Source organism: Streptomyces canus 299MFChir4.1 (genome assembly GCF_000383615.1).
Lineage (GTDB): Bacteria > Actinomycetota > Actinomycetes > Streptomycetales > Streptomycetaceae > Streptomyces > Streptomyces canus_C.
This window is the reverse complement of sequence record NZ_KB911587.1, coordinates 374,414-389,335: the sequence shown is the minus strand read 5'-3', so window position 1 is coordinate 389,335 and position 14,922 is coordinate 374,414. Positions and strand designations below refer to the sequence as shown.

Below are 14,922 nucleotides of genomic sequence, written 5' to 3'. Positions count from 1 at the left end.
TGGGTGACCAACTGAACCATGGGCTTCAGCCGGCCTTCCGGAACGCCCGGACGCTGAACACCGGGTCGGCGCGCGGGAGTTCCTGGTCGGGCAGCCTCTCCAAGCGCTCGGCGAACCGTTCGGTGAGCGGGTCGCCGGGCGGCAGCCGGGTGAACCAGCCGCGCCGCAGGTCGGCGGCGGTGCGCCGGGGGCTGCGGCCCTGACCGCGGCCCGGGAAGCGGGCCCGGCCTGCTTGACGCAGGCGGTGGGCGGCGGCGTACGACTCGACGAGCGGTGCCACGTCCGGGGCCGGGCGGCGCGGGCGCGGGGCGAGGACGGCGTCGACGTCGCTGCCCACGTCGTGGGCGGCGGCCTTGTCGACGGTGGTGACGTACACCCCGGCCGGCCTCAGGACTCTGGCGCACTCGGCGACCACGGCCCGCACGTCCTCGGGCCGGTCCAGGAGGTGCAGCAGCCACACGCTGGTGACGGCGTCGAACACCGCGTCGGGGAACGGCAGCGCCCGGCTGTCGGCGAGCACGATCGCGCCGGGCAGCCGTACGGCGGCCGTGCGGGCCATGCCGTACGTCAGGTCGGCGCCCGTGACCCGGGCCGCGGGCCGGGCGGCGGCGAGCCTGCGGGTGACGATCCCGGTGCCGCAGCCCACGTCGAGGAGGCGCCGGGTCTGCGCCGGGATCAGGCCGAGCACGGCGTCGGCGGCCGCGGCGGCCCTGGGCTCACCGCCGCGGGTGGCGTCGTAGGCGTCGGCCTCCTTGTCGTAGTCGAGCACGGGCTCACTGGGCCCCGTGACCTGCGGCGAGCGCCTCCACCCGCTGCGCGAGCTGGAAGTCCTTCTCCGTGAGAGCACCGCCCGCGCTGTGCGTGTGCACGGACAGCGCCACCGTGTTGTAACCGAGAGTGAGGTCGGAGTGGTGGTCGAGCTCCTCCTGGACCTGGGCGACGTGGACGACCATCGCCGTGGCGGCGAAGTGGGTGCCGAGGCGGTACGAGCGGGTGAGCCGGCCGTCGTCGACAGACCAGCCCGGCAGCTCCGCGAGCCGGTCCTCGATCTCCTTCTGCGACAGGGGTGCGACGGGCATGGCCTGGCTCCTTCCTAGGGGGGCGGAATGTCTTCAGCGTCCCACAGCTGAGCCGCTGCGGCCCTGGTCAGGAGCGTTCCCGGTGGTCATCCGGGGACACCTGCGCCCGCAAATTCGTCGGCGAGAGCGACGATCCGGCCTCCTCGGCGGCGGCCTGCCGGACGCCTTCGTCGCCCTTCCACGGCCCGCTCGTCCTCCCGCTCCTCGACTACGGTCGTACGTATGACGATTGCCCCCTCCGCCACAGCCACCCCCGCCGACCAGGGCATCGGTCCGCTCCTGCGCGCCTGGCGGGAGCAACGGCGGGTCAGCCAGCTGGAGTTGGCCCTGCGGGCGGACTCCAGTGCCCGGCACATCAGCTTCGTCGAGACGGGGCGCTCCCGGCCGAGCGAGGAGATGGTGCTCCGGCTCGCCGAGCATCTGGACGTTCCGGTGCGGGAGCGCAACGCGCTGCTGCTGGCGGCCGGTTACGCCCCGCGCTTCCCGGAGACCCCGCTGGACGATCCGGCCCTGGACGCCGTGCGCGAGGGGATCGAGCGGCTCATCCAGGGCTACGAGCCCTACCCGGCCCTGGTGTTCGACGCCGCGTACCACGTCGTGGCCGCGAACCGGGGCATCATGATGCTGCTCGACGGCATCCCGGAGTCCCTGCTCCGGCCTCCGCTCAACACCATGCGGCTCACCCTGCACCCGGAGGGTCTCGCCCCGCGCATCCGCAATCTGCGGGAGTGGCGCGGACATCTGCTGGAGCAGATGCGGCGGCAGGTCGCCCTGCGCCGCTCGGAGTCGCTGCGGGCACTGTACGAGGAGGTGGCGGCGTACCCGATGCCGGTTTCCGGGACCGAGGACAGCCTCGAAGAGGCGGAGTCCGTCCCGTACTTCGCGCTGCCGATGCGGATCGAGCACGAGGGACGGACCCTGTCGTTCATCTCGTCCACCTCCACCTTCAACACCCCCATGGACGTGACCGTCTCCGAGCTGGCCATCGAGACGTTCCTCCCGGCCGATCCGGCGACGGCCAAGTACCTTCACACACTGCTGCCCTGACGTGCCTTCAGCGCGGCGTACTGGAGCAGTGCGAACCCGGCGACGGTGATCGCCTGCAGCACGGTCCACACCGCACCGGCCGTGCCCGGCGACAGCCACAGTCCGAGGGCGGCACAACTCACGGCTGCCCACAGGAGGTTGGCCTCGACCACGGCGCGCACGGCGAGCGTCCGCGGACGGCCGCGCGAGGCGAGGACGCCCACGACGGCGCCGTACGCCACGAGGAAGGCCCCCAGTCCGAGCAGCAGCCCGGAGTCGACGTCCAGGAACCGGCCGACCGGTCCGGATCCGAGGAGGTACACGAGACCGTTCGCACCGGTCACCGCCGCGTCCAGGGCGAGGAAGCGGCGCAGCATGGTGTGCGGGTCCGAGGTGCGGGCGAGCACGGCGAGCTGGGTCGCGGACATGATGAATCACCCTCCGTCGAGGTCGGAACGTCGAGGTCGGAACGGGGAAGCGGACGGCGGGCCCCGGACCGGAGTGCGCCGGCCCGGAACCCGTGCCCACCACGATCCCGGCCGCCCGGCCCCCGGTCGATTACGCGGGAGGTAATCACGCGGGAGGCAAGAAGGAAGAGGTCGTGACCGGTGAGCCCGGCACGGGAACATGGCACACTGCACGCAAGCTTCGACGCGTAGGGGAGGCGTGGCGTGAGTGAGCGGCGACCTGCGCCGACCGTAGGCCAGGTGGTGCTCGGCAGACGGCTTCAGGAACTGCGGGAGGCGGCCGGCCTCAAGCGCGAGGAGGCCGCACAGGTACTGCGGGTGGCCCCCGCGACCGTACGGCGGATGGAAATGGCCGAGGTCGCCCTGAAGATCCCGTATGTCCAGGTGCTTCTGGAGACGTACGGGGTGCCCGAGGAGCAGGTCGAGACCTTCGTGCAACTGGCCGAGGAGGCCAACAAGCCGGGCTGGTGGCAGCGGTTCCACGATGTGCTGCCCGAGTGGTTCAGCCTGTACGTGAGCTTGGAGGGCGCGGCCGGGATCATCCGCTCCTACGAGCCGCATTTCGTGCCCGGACTGCTCCAGACCGAGGCCTACGCGCGTGCCGTCATGGAGGCCGGGACGATCGGGCAGACGGGTTCTGAGGCGGTGGAGCGGCACGTGTCGCTGCGCATGGCCCGGCAGCGACTGCTGGAGCGCCCGAACGCGCCCCATCTGTGGGCGATCATGGACGAGACGGTACTGCGCCGCCCGGTCAGCATCCGCTCCGAGGTGATGCGCGAACAGCTGGACAAACTCCTGGAGTTCGCCGAGCGGGACCGGGTCACGCTCCAGGTGTGCGAGTTCGAGGAGGGCCCGCACCCGGGGACGTACGCGCCCTTCTCGCTGTTCCGCTTCTCCGAGCCGGAGCTGCCCGACCTGGTCTTCACCGAGTACCTGACCGGTGCGCTGTATCTGGACTCCCGCCAGGAGGTCGCCACGCACCTGGAGGTCCTGGACCACATGTCGGCGCGGGCCGCCTCGGCCGAGCGCACGAAGAAGCTGCTGCGGGAGCGCCGCGAGGACTTCTGAGCGGGCGGCACGACACACCACGGGTCCCACGACACACCACAGGATCCCACCACAGGGGAGAAGGCACCGCATGACCGGATCCGACGCCGCCGTCCCCGCCATCGACACCAGCAGGCCGCACCCGGCCCGGGTGTACGACTGGTGGCTGGGCGGCAAGGACAACTACCCGGTGGACGAGGAACTGGCCCGCCGGATCCTCGCCGTGGACGGCACGGTGGTGCGCGGGGCGCGCGCCAACCGCCGTTTCATGCACCGGGCGGTGCGGACGGCCGCGGAGGCCGGGATCCGCCAGTTCCTGGACATCGGCACCGGCATCCCCACCGAGCCCAACCTGCACCAGGTGGCGCAGGAGGTCGCCCCGGAGTCGAAGGTCGTGTACGCGGACAACGACCCGATCGTCCTCAGGCACGCGCAGGCCCTCCTGCACAGCACCCCCGAGGGCGCCACGCACTACGTCCACGCCGACGTTCGCGACCCGGACACCGTCCTGCGGCCGGCCGCCGAGACCCTGGACTTCTCGCAGCCGGTCGCGCTGTCCCTGGTGGCCCTGACCCACTACCTGGGCGACGAGGCGTACGGGCTGCTCCAGCGGTACGTCGCCGAGCTCGCCCCGGGCAGCTTCGTGATCCTCTCGCAGGTCACGCCCGATCTGAGCCCCGAGGCCATCGAGAAGGCCGCCGAGCAGTTCCGCCGCAGCGGCACCCCCTTCTTCCCCCGTTCGCTCGCCGAGTTCTCCCGCTTCTTCGACGGCCTGGAGCTGCTCGGCCCCGGGGTGATCCCGGTGTCGGGCTGGCGTCCGGGGCCCGAGGACGTGGCGGCCCAGGCGGAGGGCATCGTGCCGGTGTACTCGGGGGTCGCCCGCAAGGTCTGACCCGTACGGGTGCCGTGAACGGGTGCGCTCCCGCGCCCCGCCCTAGGTTCGAAGCGAGCCGCGGGCCGGCAGAGGGAGCGCACGTGACCGACACGACGACGCGGAGGAGGCCAGATGCCCTCGGACGCAGTGCTGTACCAGGCGGCCGCGCTCTGCCTGACGTATCCCGACGACGACTTCCGCGCGCGGCTGCCGCTGCTGCGCGAAGCGGCCCCGCAGCTGCGGGACTTCGTCGACCACGCGGCGGTGACGCCCGCGCGGGAGCTGGCGGCGCACTATGTGCGGGTCTTCGACGTCAGGAATCAGCGCGGTCTGCATCTGAGCCGGTGGCAGGACGGGGACACCCGGCGCGGGATGTCCCTGGTCCGCTTCCAGGAGGTCTACCGGGCCGCCGGTCTGGAGTTCACCGGCGAGGAGCTGCCCGACTTCCTCCCCGCCGTGCTGGAGCTCGCGGCCCGCACCGGGGACCTCGGCCTGCTCACCGAGCACCGCGACGGTCTGGAGCACCTGCGCTCCCGGCTCACCGACTTCGGCACGCCGTACGCGACGGTCCTGGACGCCGTGTGCGCCACGCTGTGAGAGGGAGACGAGTCTGAGGGAGCCTCAGGCCGCCCCGCCCTTCTGGTCCTTGTCGTCGTCCACGATCTCCGCGTCGACCACTCCCTCCTCCTGCGGCGGGGAGCCCGGTTCGTTCGGCGGGGGCTGCTGCTGGGCCTGGGCGTACATCGCCTGGCCCATCTTCTGGCTGACGGAGGCCAGCTTCTCGACGCCGCCCCGGAGGGTGTTGGTGTCGGCGTCCTCCTCCAGGAGCCGCTTCAGTTCGGAGACCGCCGACTCGACCTCCGTCTTCGTGTCCTCGGCCACCTTGTCGCCGTTCTCGCGGACGAACTTCTCGGTCTGGTAGACGAGTTGCTCGGCCTGGTTGCGGGTCTCGGCGGCCTCGCGGCGGCCCCGGTCCTCCTCGGCGTACTGCTCGGCCTCCCGCATCATGCGGTCGATGTCGTCCTTGGGGAGCGCCGAACCGCCCGTCACCGTCATCTTCTGCTCGCGCCCGGTCGCGAGGTCCTTCGCCGAGACGTGCATGATGCCGTTCGCGTCGATGTCGAACGCCACCTCGATCTGGGGCACACCGCGCGGAGCCGGCGGCAGGCCCGTGAGGTCGAAGACGCCGAGCTTCTTGTTGTACGCGGCGATCTCGCGTTCGCCCTGGTAGACCTGGATGCCCACCGAGGGCTGGTTGTCGGTGGCCGTCGTGAAGATCTCCGAACGGCGGGTGGGGATCGTGGTGTTGCGTTCGATGAGCTTCGTCATGATGCCGCCCTTGGTCTCGATCCCCAGGGACAGCGGCGTCACGTCGAGCAGCAGCACGTCCTTCACGTCACCCCGGATGACACCCGCCTGGAGCGCCGCCCCGACCGCCACGACCTCGTCGGGGTTGACCCCCTTGTGCGGGTCCTTGCCCGTGAGCTCCTTGACCAGGTCGGTCACCGCGGGCATCCGCGTCGAACCGCCGACGAGGATCACGTGGTCGACCGCGGAGAGCTTGATGCCCGCGTCCTTGACCGCCTGGTGGAAGGGCGTCTTGCAGCGGTCGAGCAGATCCGCGGTGAGCTCCTGGAACTGCGCGCGGGTCAGCTTCTCGTCGAGGTGCAGGGGTCCCTCGGCGGAGGCGGTGATGTAGGGCAGGTTGATCGTGGTCTCGGAGGACGACGACAGCTCGATCTTCGCCTTCTCGGCCCCCTCGCGCAGCCGCTGCAGCGCCATCTTGTCGCTGCCGAGGTCGATGCCGTACTGCCCCTTGAAGCGTTTGACCAGGTGCTCCACGATCCGGTGGTCCCAGTCGTCGCCGCCCAGACGCGTGTCGCCGTTGGTCGCCTTGACCTCGATGACCCCGTCGCCGATCTCCAGCAGGGACACGTCGAAGGTGCCGCCGCCGAGGTCGAAGACCAGGACCGTCTGCTCCTCGCCCCGGTCGAGGCCGTACGCCAGCGCGGCCGCCGTGGGCTCGTTGATGATCCTGAGCACGTTGAGGCCGGCGATCTCGCCGGCCTCCTTGGTGGCCTGCCGCTGGGTGTCGTCGAAGTAGGCGGGCACCGTGATCACGGCGTCGGTGACGTCCTCGCCGAGATAGGACTCGGCGTCCCGCTTCAGCTTCTGCAGGACCCGGGCCGACAGTTCCTGTGCCCGGTACCGGGCGCCGTCGACGGCGCCCTCGTCGGGGAAGCGCCAGCTCCCGTCGCCCATGTGCCGTTTCACGGAGCGCGCGGTGCGCTCGACGTTGGTCACGGCCTGCCGCTTGGCGACCTCGCCCACCAGCACCTCGCCGTTCTTGGCGAAGGCCACGACCGACGGTGTGGTCCTGGCCCCCTCCGCGTTGGCGACGACCGTGGGTTCACCGCCCTCCAGTACGGCCACCACCGAGTTCGTGGTACCGAGATCGATCCCGACCGCACGTCCCATCGCCGTCCCCTTCCGCCAGGGATGTCCACCGGAGAGCCTTCCCGCACTCCAGCACAAAACTTGAGTGCGCTCTTGTCAATGGTGCGGGTGGCCCTGCTCAGTGGGACGAGTACCCCGGCGAAGGCACCTCGTGCGGTTCCCCGCGCAGCGCGACGGCGCGCCGGGGCCGGTCGGTGACCAGGACGTCCACCCGGGGGTGGTCGAGGAAGGCCCGCATCAGGGTGTCGTCGTTGACCGTCCAGACCATGGTGAAAAGGTCGTGGCGGGACGCCTCGCGCAGCACGTTGGCGCGGGCCAGCCGCTGGTGCACGGCCACCCCGCTCGCGCCGCAGGCGCGCACCCGGCGCATCGGCAGGAGCTCGCTCAGCCGGACCCCGGCCAGCCGGGAGCGGGCGATCTCCTTGCCGTCCCGCCCCAGCGACAGCACGGTGCGCACCTGCGGGAAAGCCCGCGTGACGGCCGCGACGGAACGGTCCTCCAGGGTGGTGGCGACGAAGCCGTCCGCACCGAGCAGGGCGACCGCCCGGTCGATCACCTCACGCTCGTAGCCGGTCTCCTTCAGGTCCAGGTGGCCCACCATGCGCCCCGCGATCAGGGACATGACGTCGTCGACGACCGGCACGGGACCGGCCCGCTCGCTGAGCTCGGCATACGGGATCCCGGCGAGCGGCGGCCCGCCCGGCCCCACCCGGGCGTCGTGGTGGACGACGAGGACCCCGTCGGCCGTACGCCGGATGTCGAACTCGACATACTCCGCCCCGGACCGGAGCGCGTCCTCGTAGGCCTCCCAGGTCGCGGCGGCGGCACGCTCCGATCCGCCCCGGTGGGCGGAGACGGCGGGTCGGGACATACGGCGGTCAGCCTCCGGACGCGCGGCGCTGGGCGGGGACCGGGGCGGCCTGGGCGAGCAGGGAGCCGGAGCGTCTGCCGCTGCGGATGATCCGGACGTATCCGATCACGGCGAGCACCAGAAAGGGAACCCAGGCCAGGAGGTACGCCGGGAGGTACTGCGCGTCGAAGATGGAGCGGTGGGCGTTCACGGTTGTGGCGTTGGCACCGAAGAACGCGAGCAGCAACGTCGGCGGCAGGGCGATCAGGGTGGCGATCGCGACCAGCACGGACACCGTACGGTCCCGGCGGTCGTCGCGCTCCGAGAGTTCCGCGTCCAGGGCCGCCGAGCGGGCACTGATCACCGAGGTCAGCCGCTCCACCATGCGAGCCGAGTTCTCCAGGCTGTCGCGGATGCCGAGCGCGTCCCGCAGCGAGGACTGGAAGGACTCCATGACCATCTCCGGGATCAGCAGGCTGTCGACGTACGCCTCCACCCCGAAGGCCAGGTCGAGCTGGAGCTCGTTGACGCCCGCGGACAGCCGTGAGATCAGCGAGCGGATCTCGTACGGGGAGCTCGCCGAGGCCTGTTCGTTCGCCCGCATCGTCGCGAAGGCGGCCAGCCGCGTGCGCTGGAGGACGGCGAGCGCCGAGACCATGCCGATGGCGACCAGGGTCAGACCGTTCTCCACGTGCTCGGCCCAGCCGGCGTGGACGGAGACCCCGCGGCCGTGCGCGGAGAGCGTGGTGCCGTGGTTCCTGAGATTGGGCGGCTGCGAGGTGGCCATCCGGCCGCGGTACACGATCTCGTTCAGCACGAGCGACTGCCGGGCCGCGTCGACGCCGAGCAGCTCCTCGCGCAGCTCTCCGCCGGGGAACACGAGTTGGTGGACGTTCTGGCCGAAGGCGAGAGGCTCCCGGAGTGCGAGCCGCTGTCCCAGGACGTCGAGCAGCGGCCGGTCGCCGAGCATGATCAGGTCCCGGTCGAAGCAGGTGTCTGCCAGCCACGCGGAGAGGGCGTCCGGGGCCGTTCGGCCGTCGAACTCGCAGTCCAGGATCAGGGTGATGTCACCGCGCGGGGTGGCGAGAACGGCGAACTCGGCCGATGCCAGGGCGAGTCCGTGGTGGCCGTGGGGCAGCCGCAGCTCCCCGGGCGCCACGTCCGCCACGAGCACCGGCACGGGAAGCACCGCCTCGCTGGACTTCAGGTGCAGCGCGAAGCGGCCGAAGTCGAACCGGTCGACGAGGCTGCCGAGCGAGGGCCTTTGCGGGTCCAGTTCGCCGCTGAGGCTGAACAGCACCAGGACACGGGTGGATCGACGGGTCCCGGAGTCGAGTTCCACCGTGCCGCCGGCCGTTGTCCCCGAAATCATCGCGTCCTTCCCACACCCTGGATTTCGTCCTCCAGCCCGGCAGCGCGCAGACCGCCCCGGACGAGCGGCCTGCGCGAACCGGCGCCTCGGGTTCAGGCGAGCTTCGCGTCCAGTGTGATCGGTACGGACTTCAGGGCCTGGCTGACGGGGCAGTTGGCCTTGGCGTCGGTGGCGGCGGCGAGGAAGCCGTCCTCGTCGAGGCCCGGCACGGTGCCCTCGACGGTGAGGTGGATGCCGGTGATGCCCTCACCCGGCTGGAAGGAGACGTCGGCCGAGGTGACGAGCTTGGTGGGCGGGGTGCCCGCGCCGTTCAGGGCGTGCGACAGCGCCATCGAGAAGCAGCTGGAGTGCGCGGCGGCGATCAGCTCCTCGGGGCTGGTCTTGCCGTTGGCGTCCTGGGAGCGCGAGGCCCACGTGACCGGCTGTGCCTCGATGGCACCGGAGGAGTCGAAGTTGACGACACCGCTCCCCTCAAGGAGGTTGCCTTCCCAGACGGTGTGTGCGGAGCGCGTGGTAGCCACGGTCAGTCCTTTCGTGTGGTCCCGCTGGCGGGGGTACGGGAACCATCCGATCACACTACGGCTCAGCTCACGCGGAAGACCGGCCCACGTGCGGTGAACGGCAGCCTGGCCCCCTGCGGGATCAGATAGGCGTGCTCCCGGCGCACCCGCAGCACGTCGCACCAGCCGTCGGTGATCACCAGCACGGGTGCGCTCGCGGGGAAGTCGTCGGCGCGGTGCAGGAGGTCGATGCCGGGCTGCAGGACGGTGCCGCCGCGGCCGTGCACCCGGACCCGCTCGGCGATCTCGGTCACGGGCAGGTAGCCGGCGTCGTGCGGGGCCGCGTCGCAGAACACCACCCGGGCGGCGGGGACGTCCCGGGCCCCGGCGTACGAGGCGATGGCGCCGAGTGCCTTGCCGAGCAGGGTGCGGCTCATCGAGCCGGAGGTGTCCAGGACCACGCCGAAGGTGCAGCGGGCGATCTCCTCGGGCGGGAAGTACCGGCCCGCGCGCGGGATGTCGGGGGTGGAGGACTGACGGCGCGAGGGACGGGCGTAGGACCGCACGGGCTGCGGGCTGGGGACGAACTCGCCGAACCAGCGGGCGAGTTGCGCGTCCCAGGGCAACGGCGGATGACTGAGCGCGCGGATCTCCTCGACCAGGCCGCCGGGCAGGAAGCCGCGCTCCTGCCGCTGGTGCAGGTCGAGGCCCTGCGCGAGGCCCCGGCGGTAGAACTCGTCGAGGTCGACGTAGTCGCGGGGTGAGCCGAGCGGACCGCCGAGGATGTCGCCGACGCCCTTGCCGCGGAGGGTGGCCAGCCGGCGCATGCGGCGCAGGTCGCCGGCGATGCGGTCGTAGACCTCCTCGGAGGACAGGCCGGTGAGCTCGGGGTCGTGCAGCAGGCCCTCGGGCATGGTGCCGATCCGCATCTCGTTCAGCCAGCCGTTGATGACGTAGTCGCAGGCGATGTTGAAGAGGTAGGGGTCGCGGGTGCCGCAGCGGTCGCCGTGGCGCAGGGCGGCGTGCAGCATCTCGTGGGCGAGGACGAACCGCCATTCCTCGTCGTCGAAGCGGCGCAGCGGGTTGATGTAGATCTCGGCGGCCTCGGCGTTGACGGCGGCGATCGCGATGCCGTGGGCGCGGGCGAGTTCGGCGTCGGCGACCAGCTTGATGCCAGCCGCGATACCGCCGAGCAGCGGGTAGGAGGAGACGAACCAGCTCAGGGCCTTCTGCCAGGGGCGCAGCGTGGGGGCCTCGCCGTCCAGGGAGTCGCGGCGGCCGCCCGCCATGTCCATCGCCGCGGACACGGTCCGGGTCAGTGCGGTGGCGAACGCCAGCTGCCAGTCGGGCGGCTGGGACCAGCCCGCCCACCTGAGCAGCAGCTGGTCGGGCTCGGGGCCCGCGGTGCCGCAGTGTTCGTAGACGGCCGGGATGCCGTCGCGCCGCCAGCGGGCGGCGAGCTTCTCCTCGTCGCCGTCGGGGTAGGCGGCGGGCAGGTGTTCGGGGGTCTGACCGACGCGGAAGCCGAGCAGGAAGCGGTTGACGACGACACAGCGGGCGGCGAGGTCGAAGCGGTCGGGCTGGGTGCGGTCGCCCTTCACCGCGGGGACGTGTCCGAAGCCGAGGTGCAGGACGGCGTGGGCGAGCGCCCAGGCCCAGGCAGTGGGCTCGGCGAGCCGGTCGGGGTGGGCGTGGAGATCGCCGTCGGAATCGACGACGACTAGACCGTCCCGGGGTGCGAACCGGCACTCCTCCCGGCGGCAGACGTCGAACTCGACCGCCGCGAGGGCCGGGTTGGCGCGCATCAGCCGCATCCCCTCGGCGAACGCCTCGCCCGCGAGGTCCCGCTTCTTTTTCTTTTCGGGGCTGCGGCTCACCGCCGCGCCTCCACCAGCCGGGGCATGTCCCGGGCGGCCTCGACGAGGAACCAGGAGGGCAGTACGGGGTTGCCGTCGTCGCCTGCGGCGATGACGGTCTGGGCCACCTCGACGGAGATCTCGGCGAGTTGGACCAGGAGCGACTTGGCGCGGTAAGCGGTCTGCCGGCCGTTCGCCGACATGTGCTCCTTGCTCACCGGGAGTTCCTTGACCAGGCGGCCGCGGAAGGACTCGGCGAGGTAGTAGAGCAGATCGCGGTCCTCCAGCCGGTTGGGCCAGCGGGCGTCGCCCTTGATGATCGCCTCGATGCCGAACCGGCTGCGCACGATCTTGACGTAGCCGCAGAACGCGGTCGCGTGCCGGGGCGTCAGCGTGCCGTGCGCGAGCACCTTCAGGGTCTCCTCGTCGAGGTCCGGGCCGAAGGAGTGCAGCGCGTCGGAGAGCATGTGCCAGGAGCGGGGCGTGGAGAAGGGCTCCTCGGTCTTCGGCGGCTTGGACCACAGATGGTCGGGCCGGTCGGTGAGGTGGTCGAGGATCCAGGGGTGGATGCCGTTCTCCGCGGCCCACACCAGCCAGTCCTGCGCGGACGCCTCCAGATGGACGTGGGTGAGGCGGTTGACGAGGGCGGAGGCGATGGGCCGGGCGAGGGCGTTGTCGGTGGCCCGGTTGCCTGCACCGATGACGATGGAGCCCTTGGGGAGTTCGTAGTCCCCGATACGGCGGTCCAGGATCAGCGAGTAGAACGCCTTCTGCACATCCGGCGTGGCCGCGTTCAGCTCGTCCAGGAACAGACAGTACGGCTCGTCCCGGGCGATGGACCGCGGCGGGCAGAACACCGACCGCCCGTCCCGGATCTGCGGCACCCCGATCAGGTCCTCGGGGGCGAGCTGCGTACCGATCAGGCTCACGCACTCCAGTCCCAGGGAGGCGGCGAACTCCCTGACGAGGGAGGACTTGCCGATGCCGGGGGCACCCCAGACGAAGACGGGCCGCACGGTGGCGAGGCCGAGGAGAAGGTCGGGGATCTTGGAGGGCGACACGGTGACGGCAGCCTGCAAAGCGGTGGCTCCAGGGGGTGTTCGAGAAAGGGTGCGCTCGAACAGTGTCTGCGCCGGGCCTGAGAAACGCAGCTGATTTTCTCAGGCCGGCTGGACCTACCCAGGGGCGCGGGGCTGTATCGATGTGCGGCTCCGCCGCGTGGGCGCGACCAGCCCCCACCGGCCCGCAGCCAACAACTACGCGGCCTTCCCCTCGGCCTTCTTCAACGGCACTTGAGGACCCCCCGCTTCGTCGAGCCACCGCCGCAGCACCTGATGAACCCCCTCCGCCCCCATCAACCCCTCAGGCGGCGCGGACAAGGCAAGCGGCGACAACAGGAAGGGTTTCCCCTGCGCGCCCCCCAGCCCGCCGTGCGACCCGATCTGCTCCTCGAAGGCCAGCACCTCCCCCACCGCGGGGTCGTACCAGGAGTTGACCATGATGTCCGCGGTGTGCGGAAAGGAGTGCGTGCGCCGTACGACATCCGCCGCGCCGGGCCCGAAGTCGGCCAACGGTCCCGGATTCTCGTCCAGTTGATCCAGCGGGATCTCCGTGCCGAAGGGTCCGAGGACCACCCCGCCGTGCTCCTCGCTGCGCACCAGGAGGAACCCGATGCCGGGATGGTTGGCGAGGGTGGTCAGCAGGGCCGGGTGCCGCGCGTCCAGCTCCTCCTTGGTCATCCGATGATGCACGTCGGGGAAGGAGACCAGTCCGAGGTTGCCGGAGGCCAGCACGATCGGCTCGGAGCCGCGGGCGGGCCGGTACTCCCCGCGCCCCGCCTTGCCCGGCCGGCGCAGCGCGGCACGGACGGCGGCGCGGGCCTCGGCCCCGCTGTGGGTGCGCTCGGCCTTGCGCGGCACGGGCAGCCCGCAGCCCGCCCGGACCAGGTCGCCGAGGGTGAGCCCGTAGCGGGTGCGGAAGGTCTCGCCGGGGCTCTGGCCGTGGTCGGAGAGGACGACGATCCGGTACGGGCGCGGGGCGTGCTCGACGACGTTCCCGATCAGCGCGAGCGAGCGGTCCAGGCGCTGAAGGACCTTCGCGGCGTCGCGGCTGGTGGGCCCGGAGTGGTGGGCGACCTCGTCGTAGGCCACGAGGTCGGCGTAGACGGCCGTACGGCCGGCGAGCATGTCGCCCATGACGGCGGCGACCACGACGTCGCGTTCCACGACGGTCGCGAAGGCCCGGACGAGCGGGTACAGCCCCCCGCGGCTCACCCTGGGGCGCTCCTTGCGGATGCGGGCCCGGGTCGACTGGCCGATCTCCCGGCCGACCTCGGCGAAGAAGGACAGGGCGGTGCGCACGGCGTTGGCGGGGTCGGAGAAGTAGGCGAAGTAGCCGGCCCGGGAGCGGGTCTCACGGCTGCGGCGGCGGGTGGCGATGGACAGGACGAGGGCCTGTTCCTCGGCACCGCCGGAGAAGAGATTGCCGCGGCTGGCGCCGTCGACGGTGAGCAGTCCGCCGTGCCCGGCCTGCTCCACGGCCCGGCGCTGGAGTTCGACGGCGCTGGTCGGGCGGTTGCAGACCATCACCTCGCCGCGGTCTTTCTCGTACCAGCGGAAGGCGGGGACGTCGTGGTTGCTGCCGTGCAGGATGCCGAGCTGGCTGGCGCCGGTCTGGCTGGACCAGTCGGTGCGCCAGGAGGTGAGCCGGTGGGTGGGGCGCACGGCGCGGCCGGGGGTGTCGCCGTGGCCGATCCAGCGGGCGATCGTGGGCATCAGGCCCTTGCCGACGGCGGCCAGCAGGACGTCGTGGCCGACACCGTCGAGCTGGAGGAAGACCGTGCCGGGGGTGGCCGGTCCTACGGGGCCGCGTCTGCGGCGGCGGTCGGCGAGACGGTACAGGCGGCGCCGGTAGGCGTCGTCGTCGCGCACCGCGAGGGCACCGCCGGTGGCGGAGGCGACGGCGGACATCACGGCGGCGACCACGACCGCGGTCTCCGGGGCGGCGTCGCCGCGCTCGGCGGGGTTCAGGCGCAGGGCGAGCAGCAGCAGCGCCCCGTTGAGGAAGAAGACGAGCAGCCCGAGCACGAGGGTCGGGACGAGCAGGAACAGCCGGACGAGCAGCGGCCACACGACGGCCGACAGCACACCGAAGGCGCCGGCGCCGAACGCCGCCGTGACCGCGATCCGGGTAGCGCTGTCACCGGTCGGGGACTGGAGCCGGAAGTCCGGCAGGATGCCCGCGAGCACGAGCATCGTCAGGGTGGAGACGACCCATACCGTGACGCTCCGCCCGACCTGACTGGCCACCCGTCGCCAACGCCCCGCACCCACGCCCCGCACACCTCACGTCCTGGCCCGTCGTCGGTGCGGGCGCTGGGACCAGCGTGTCATAC

14 protein-coding genes are annotated in these 14,922 nt (G+C 71.7%); 4 read left to right on the top strand and 10 right to left on the bottom strand.

The genetic code is table 11. The features are described 5' to 3' along the window. Positions 1 to 25 precede the first annotated feature (25 nt). Both H293_RS0117645 and H293_RS0117640 read right to left on the bottom strand, forming a co-directional pair. Complete coding sequence (locus tag H293_RS0117645) at positions 26 to 769, bottom strand: class I SAM-dependent methyltransferase (RefSeq protein WP_020119187.1); 744 nt, start codon at positions 767 to 769, stop codon at positions 26 to 28. Positions 770 to 773: 4 nt separating this feature from the next. Beyond that, positions 774 to 1,079 carry a 4a-hydroxytetrahydrobiopterin dehydratase gene (locus H293_RS0117640; RefSeq protein WP_020119186.1) on the bottom strand — a complete coding sequence of 102 codons (306 nt, stop codon included), beginning with the start codon at positions 1,077 to 1,079 and terminating at the stop codon, positions 774 to 776. Between the two features lie 222 nt (positions 1,080 to 1,301). Here H293_RS0117640 and H293_RS0117635 point away from each other — a divergent pair, with 222 nt between their 5' ends. Continuing rightward, the gene (locus tag H293_RS0117635; protein ID WP_020119185.1) at positions 1,302 to 2,126 is read left to right on the top strand and encodes a helix-turn-helix domain-containing protein; all 825 of its coding nucleotides are present in this window, start codon (positions 1,302 to 1,304) and stop codon (positions 2,124 to 2,126) included. Here H293_RS0117635 and H293_RS0117630 read toward each other — a convergent pair. Then, positions 2,108 to 2,533 carry a hypothetical protein gene (locus tag H293_RS0117630; protein WP_020119184.1) on the bottom strand — a complete coding sequence of 142 codons (426 nt, stop codon included), beginning with the start codon at positions 2,531 to 2,533 and terminating at the stop codon, positions 2,108 to 2,110. The two genes, H293_RS0117635 and H293_RS0117630, sit on opposite strands and share 19 nt — an antisense overlap. 243 nt (positions 2,534 to 2,776) lie before the next feature. Between H293_RS0117630 and H293_RS0117625 the strand changes: the two genes are divergently transcribed. From H293_RS0117625 to narJ, 3 genes are all read left to right on the top strand, one after another. Further along, on the top strand, positions 2,777 to 3,640 hold the full coding sequence (locus H293_RS0117625) for a helix-turn-helix domain-containing protein (RefSeq protein WP_028807938.1): 864 nt from the start codon (positions 2,777 to 2,779) through the stop codon (positions 3,638 to 3,640). 70 nt (positions 3,641 to 3,710) lie between these two features. Beyond that, positions 3,711 to 4,511, top strand: a complete 801-nt coding sequence (locus H293_RS0117620) for an SAM-dependent methyltransferase (protein ID WP_020119182.1) — start codon at positions 3,711 to 3,713, stop codon at positions 4,509 to 4,511. Positions 4,512 to 4,625: 114 nt separating this feature from the next. Continuing rightward, entirely contained in the window at positions 4,626 to 5,090 is a 465-nt protein-coding gene (narJ, locus tag H293_RS0117615) for a nitrate reductase molybdenum cofactor assembly chaperone (RefSeq protein WP_020119181.1), read from the top strand. A 24-nt stretch (positions 5,091 to 5,114) separates the two neighbouring features. Here the strand turns inward: narJ and dnaK are convergent, their stop codons facing one another. From dnaK to H293_RS0117580, 7 genes are all read right to left on the bottom strand, one after another. Next, positions 5,115 to 6,971: a molecular chaperone DnaK gene (gene dnaK / locus H293_RS0117610; RefSeq protein ID WP_020119180.1), complete on the bottom strand. Its 1,857-nt coding sequence runs from the start codon at positions 6,969 to 6,971 to the stop codon at positions 5,115 to 5,117. A 97-nt stretch (positions 6,972 to 7,068) separates the two neighbouring features. Beyond that, the gene (locus tag H293_RS0117605) at positions 7,069 to 7,821 is read right to left on the bottom strand and encodes a glycerophosphodiester phosphodiesterase family protein (RefSeq protein WP_020119179.1); all 753 of its coding nucleotides are present in this window, start codon (positions 7,819 to 7,821) and stop codon (positions 7,069 to 7,071) included. Between the two features lie 7 nt (positions 7,822 to 7,828). Continuing rightward, positions 7,829 to 9,172, bottom strand: coding sequence for a hypothetical protein (locus H293_RS0117600; RefSeq protein ID WP_020119178.1), 1,344 nt, complete (start codon positions 9,170 to 9,172; stop codon positions 7,829 to 7,831). A gap of 92 nt (positions 9,173 to 9,264) precedes the next feature. Continuing rightward, on the bottom strand, positions 9,265 to 9,693 hold the full coding sequence (locus H293_RS0117595) for an OsmC family protein (protein ID WP_028807937.1): 429 nt from the start codon (positions 9,691 to 9,693) through the stop codon (positions 9,265 to 9,267). Between the two features lie 62 nt (positions 9,694 to 9,755). Then, complete coding sequence (locus tag H293_RS0117590; RefSeq protein ID WP_078612606.1) at positions 9,756 to 11,486, bottom strand: vWA domain-containing protein; 1,731 nt, start codon at positions 11,484 to 11,486, stop codon at positions 9,756 to 9,758. A 59-nt stretch (positions 11,487 to 11,545) separates the two neighbouring features. After that, positions 11,546 to 12,607, bottom strand: coding sequence for an ATP-binding protein (locus H293_RS0117585; RefSeq protein WP_020119175.1), 1,062 nt, complete (start codon positions 12,605 to 12,607; stop codon positions 11,546 to 11,548). Between the two features lie 177 nt (positions 12,608 to 12,784). Next, the gene (locus H293_RS0117580; protein ID WP_028807936.1) at positions 12,785 to 14,869 is read right to left on the bottom strand and encodes a phage holin family protein; all 2,085 of its coding nucleotides are present in this window, start codon (positions 14,867 to 14,869) and stop codon (positions 12,785 to 12,787) included. Positions 14,870 to 14,922: the final 53 nt, after the last annotated feature.

Coding starts and splice junctions, on each gene's coding strand:
- H293_RS0117640 (WP_020119186.1), bottom strand. CDS start 1,079: ATGCCCGTCGCACCCCTGTCGCAGAAGGAGATCGAGGACCGGCTCGCG.
- H293_RS0117635 (WP_020119185.1), top strand. CDS start 1,302: ATGACGATTGCCCCCTCCGCCACAGCCACCCCCGCCGACCAGGGCATC.
- H293_RS0117630 (WP_020119184.1), bottom strand. CDS start 2,533: ATGTCCGCGACCCAGCTCGCCGTGCTCGCCCGCACCTCGGACCCGCAC.
- H293_RS0117620 (WP_020119182.1), top strand. CDS start 3,711: ATGACCGGATCCGACGCCGCCGTCCCCGCCATCGACACCAGCAGGCCG.
- narJ (WP_020119181.1), top strand. CDS start 4,626: ATGCCCTCGGACGCAGTGCTGTACCAGGCGGCCGCGCTCTGCCTGACG.
- dnaK (WP_020119180.1), bottom strand. CDS start 6,971: ATGGGACGTGCGGTCGGGATCGATCTCGGTACCACGAACTCGGTGGTG.
- H293_RS0117605 (WP_020119179.1), bottom strand. CDS start 7,821: ATGTCCCGACCCGCCGTCTCCGCCCACCGGGGCGGATCGGAGCGTGCC.
- H293_RS0117600 (WP_020119178.1), bottom strand. CDS start 9,172: ATGATTTCGGGGACAACGGCCGGCGGCACGGTGGAACTCGACTCCGGG.
- H293_RS0117590 (WP_078612606.1), bottom strand. CDS start 11,486: ATGCGGCTGATGCGCGCCAACCCGGCCCTCGCGGCGGTCGAGTTCGAC.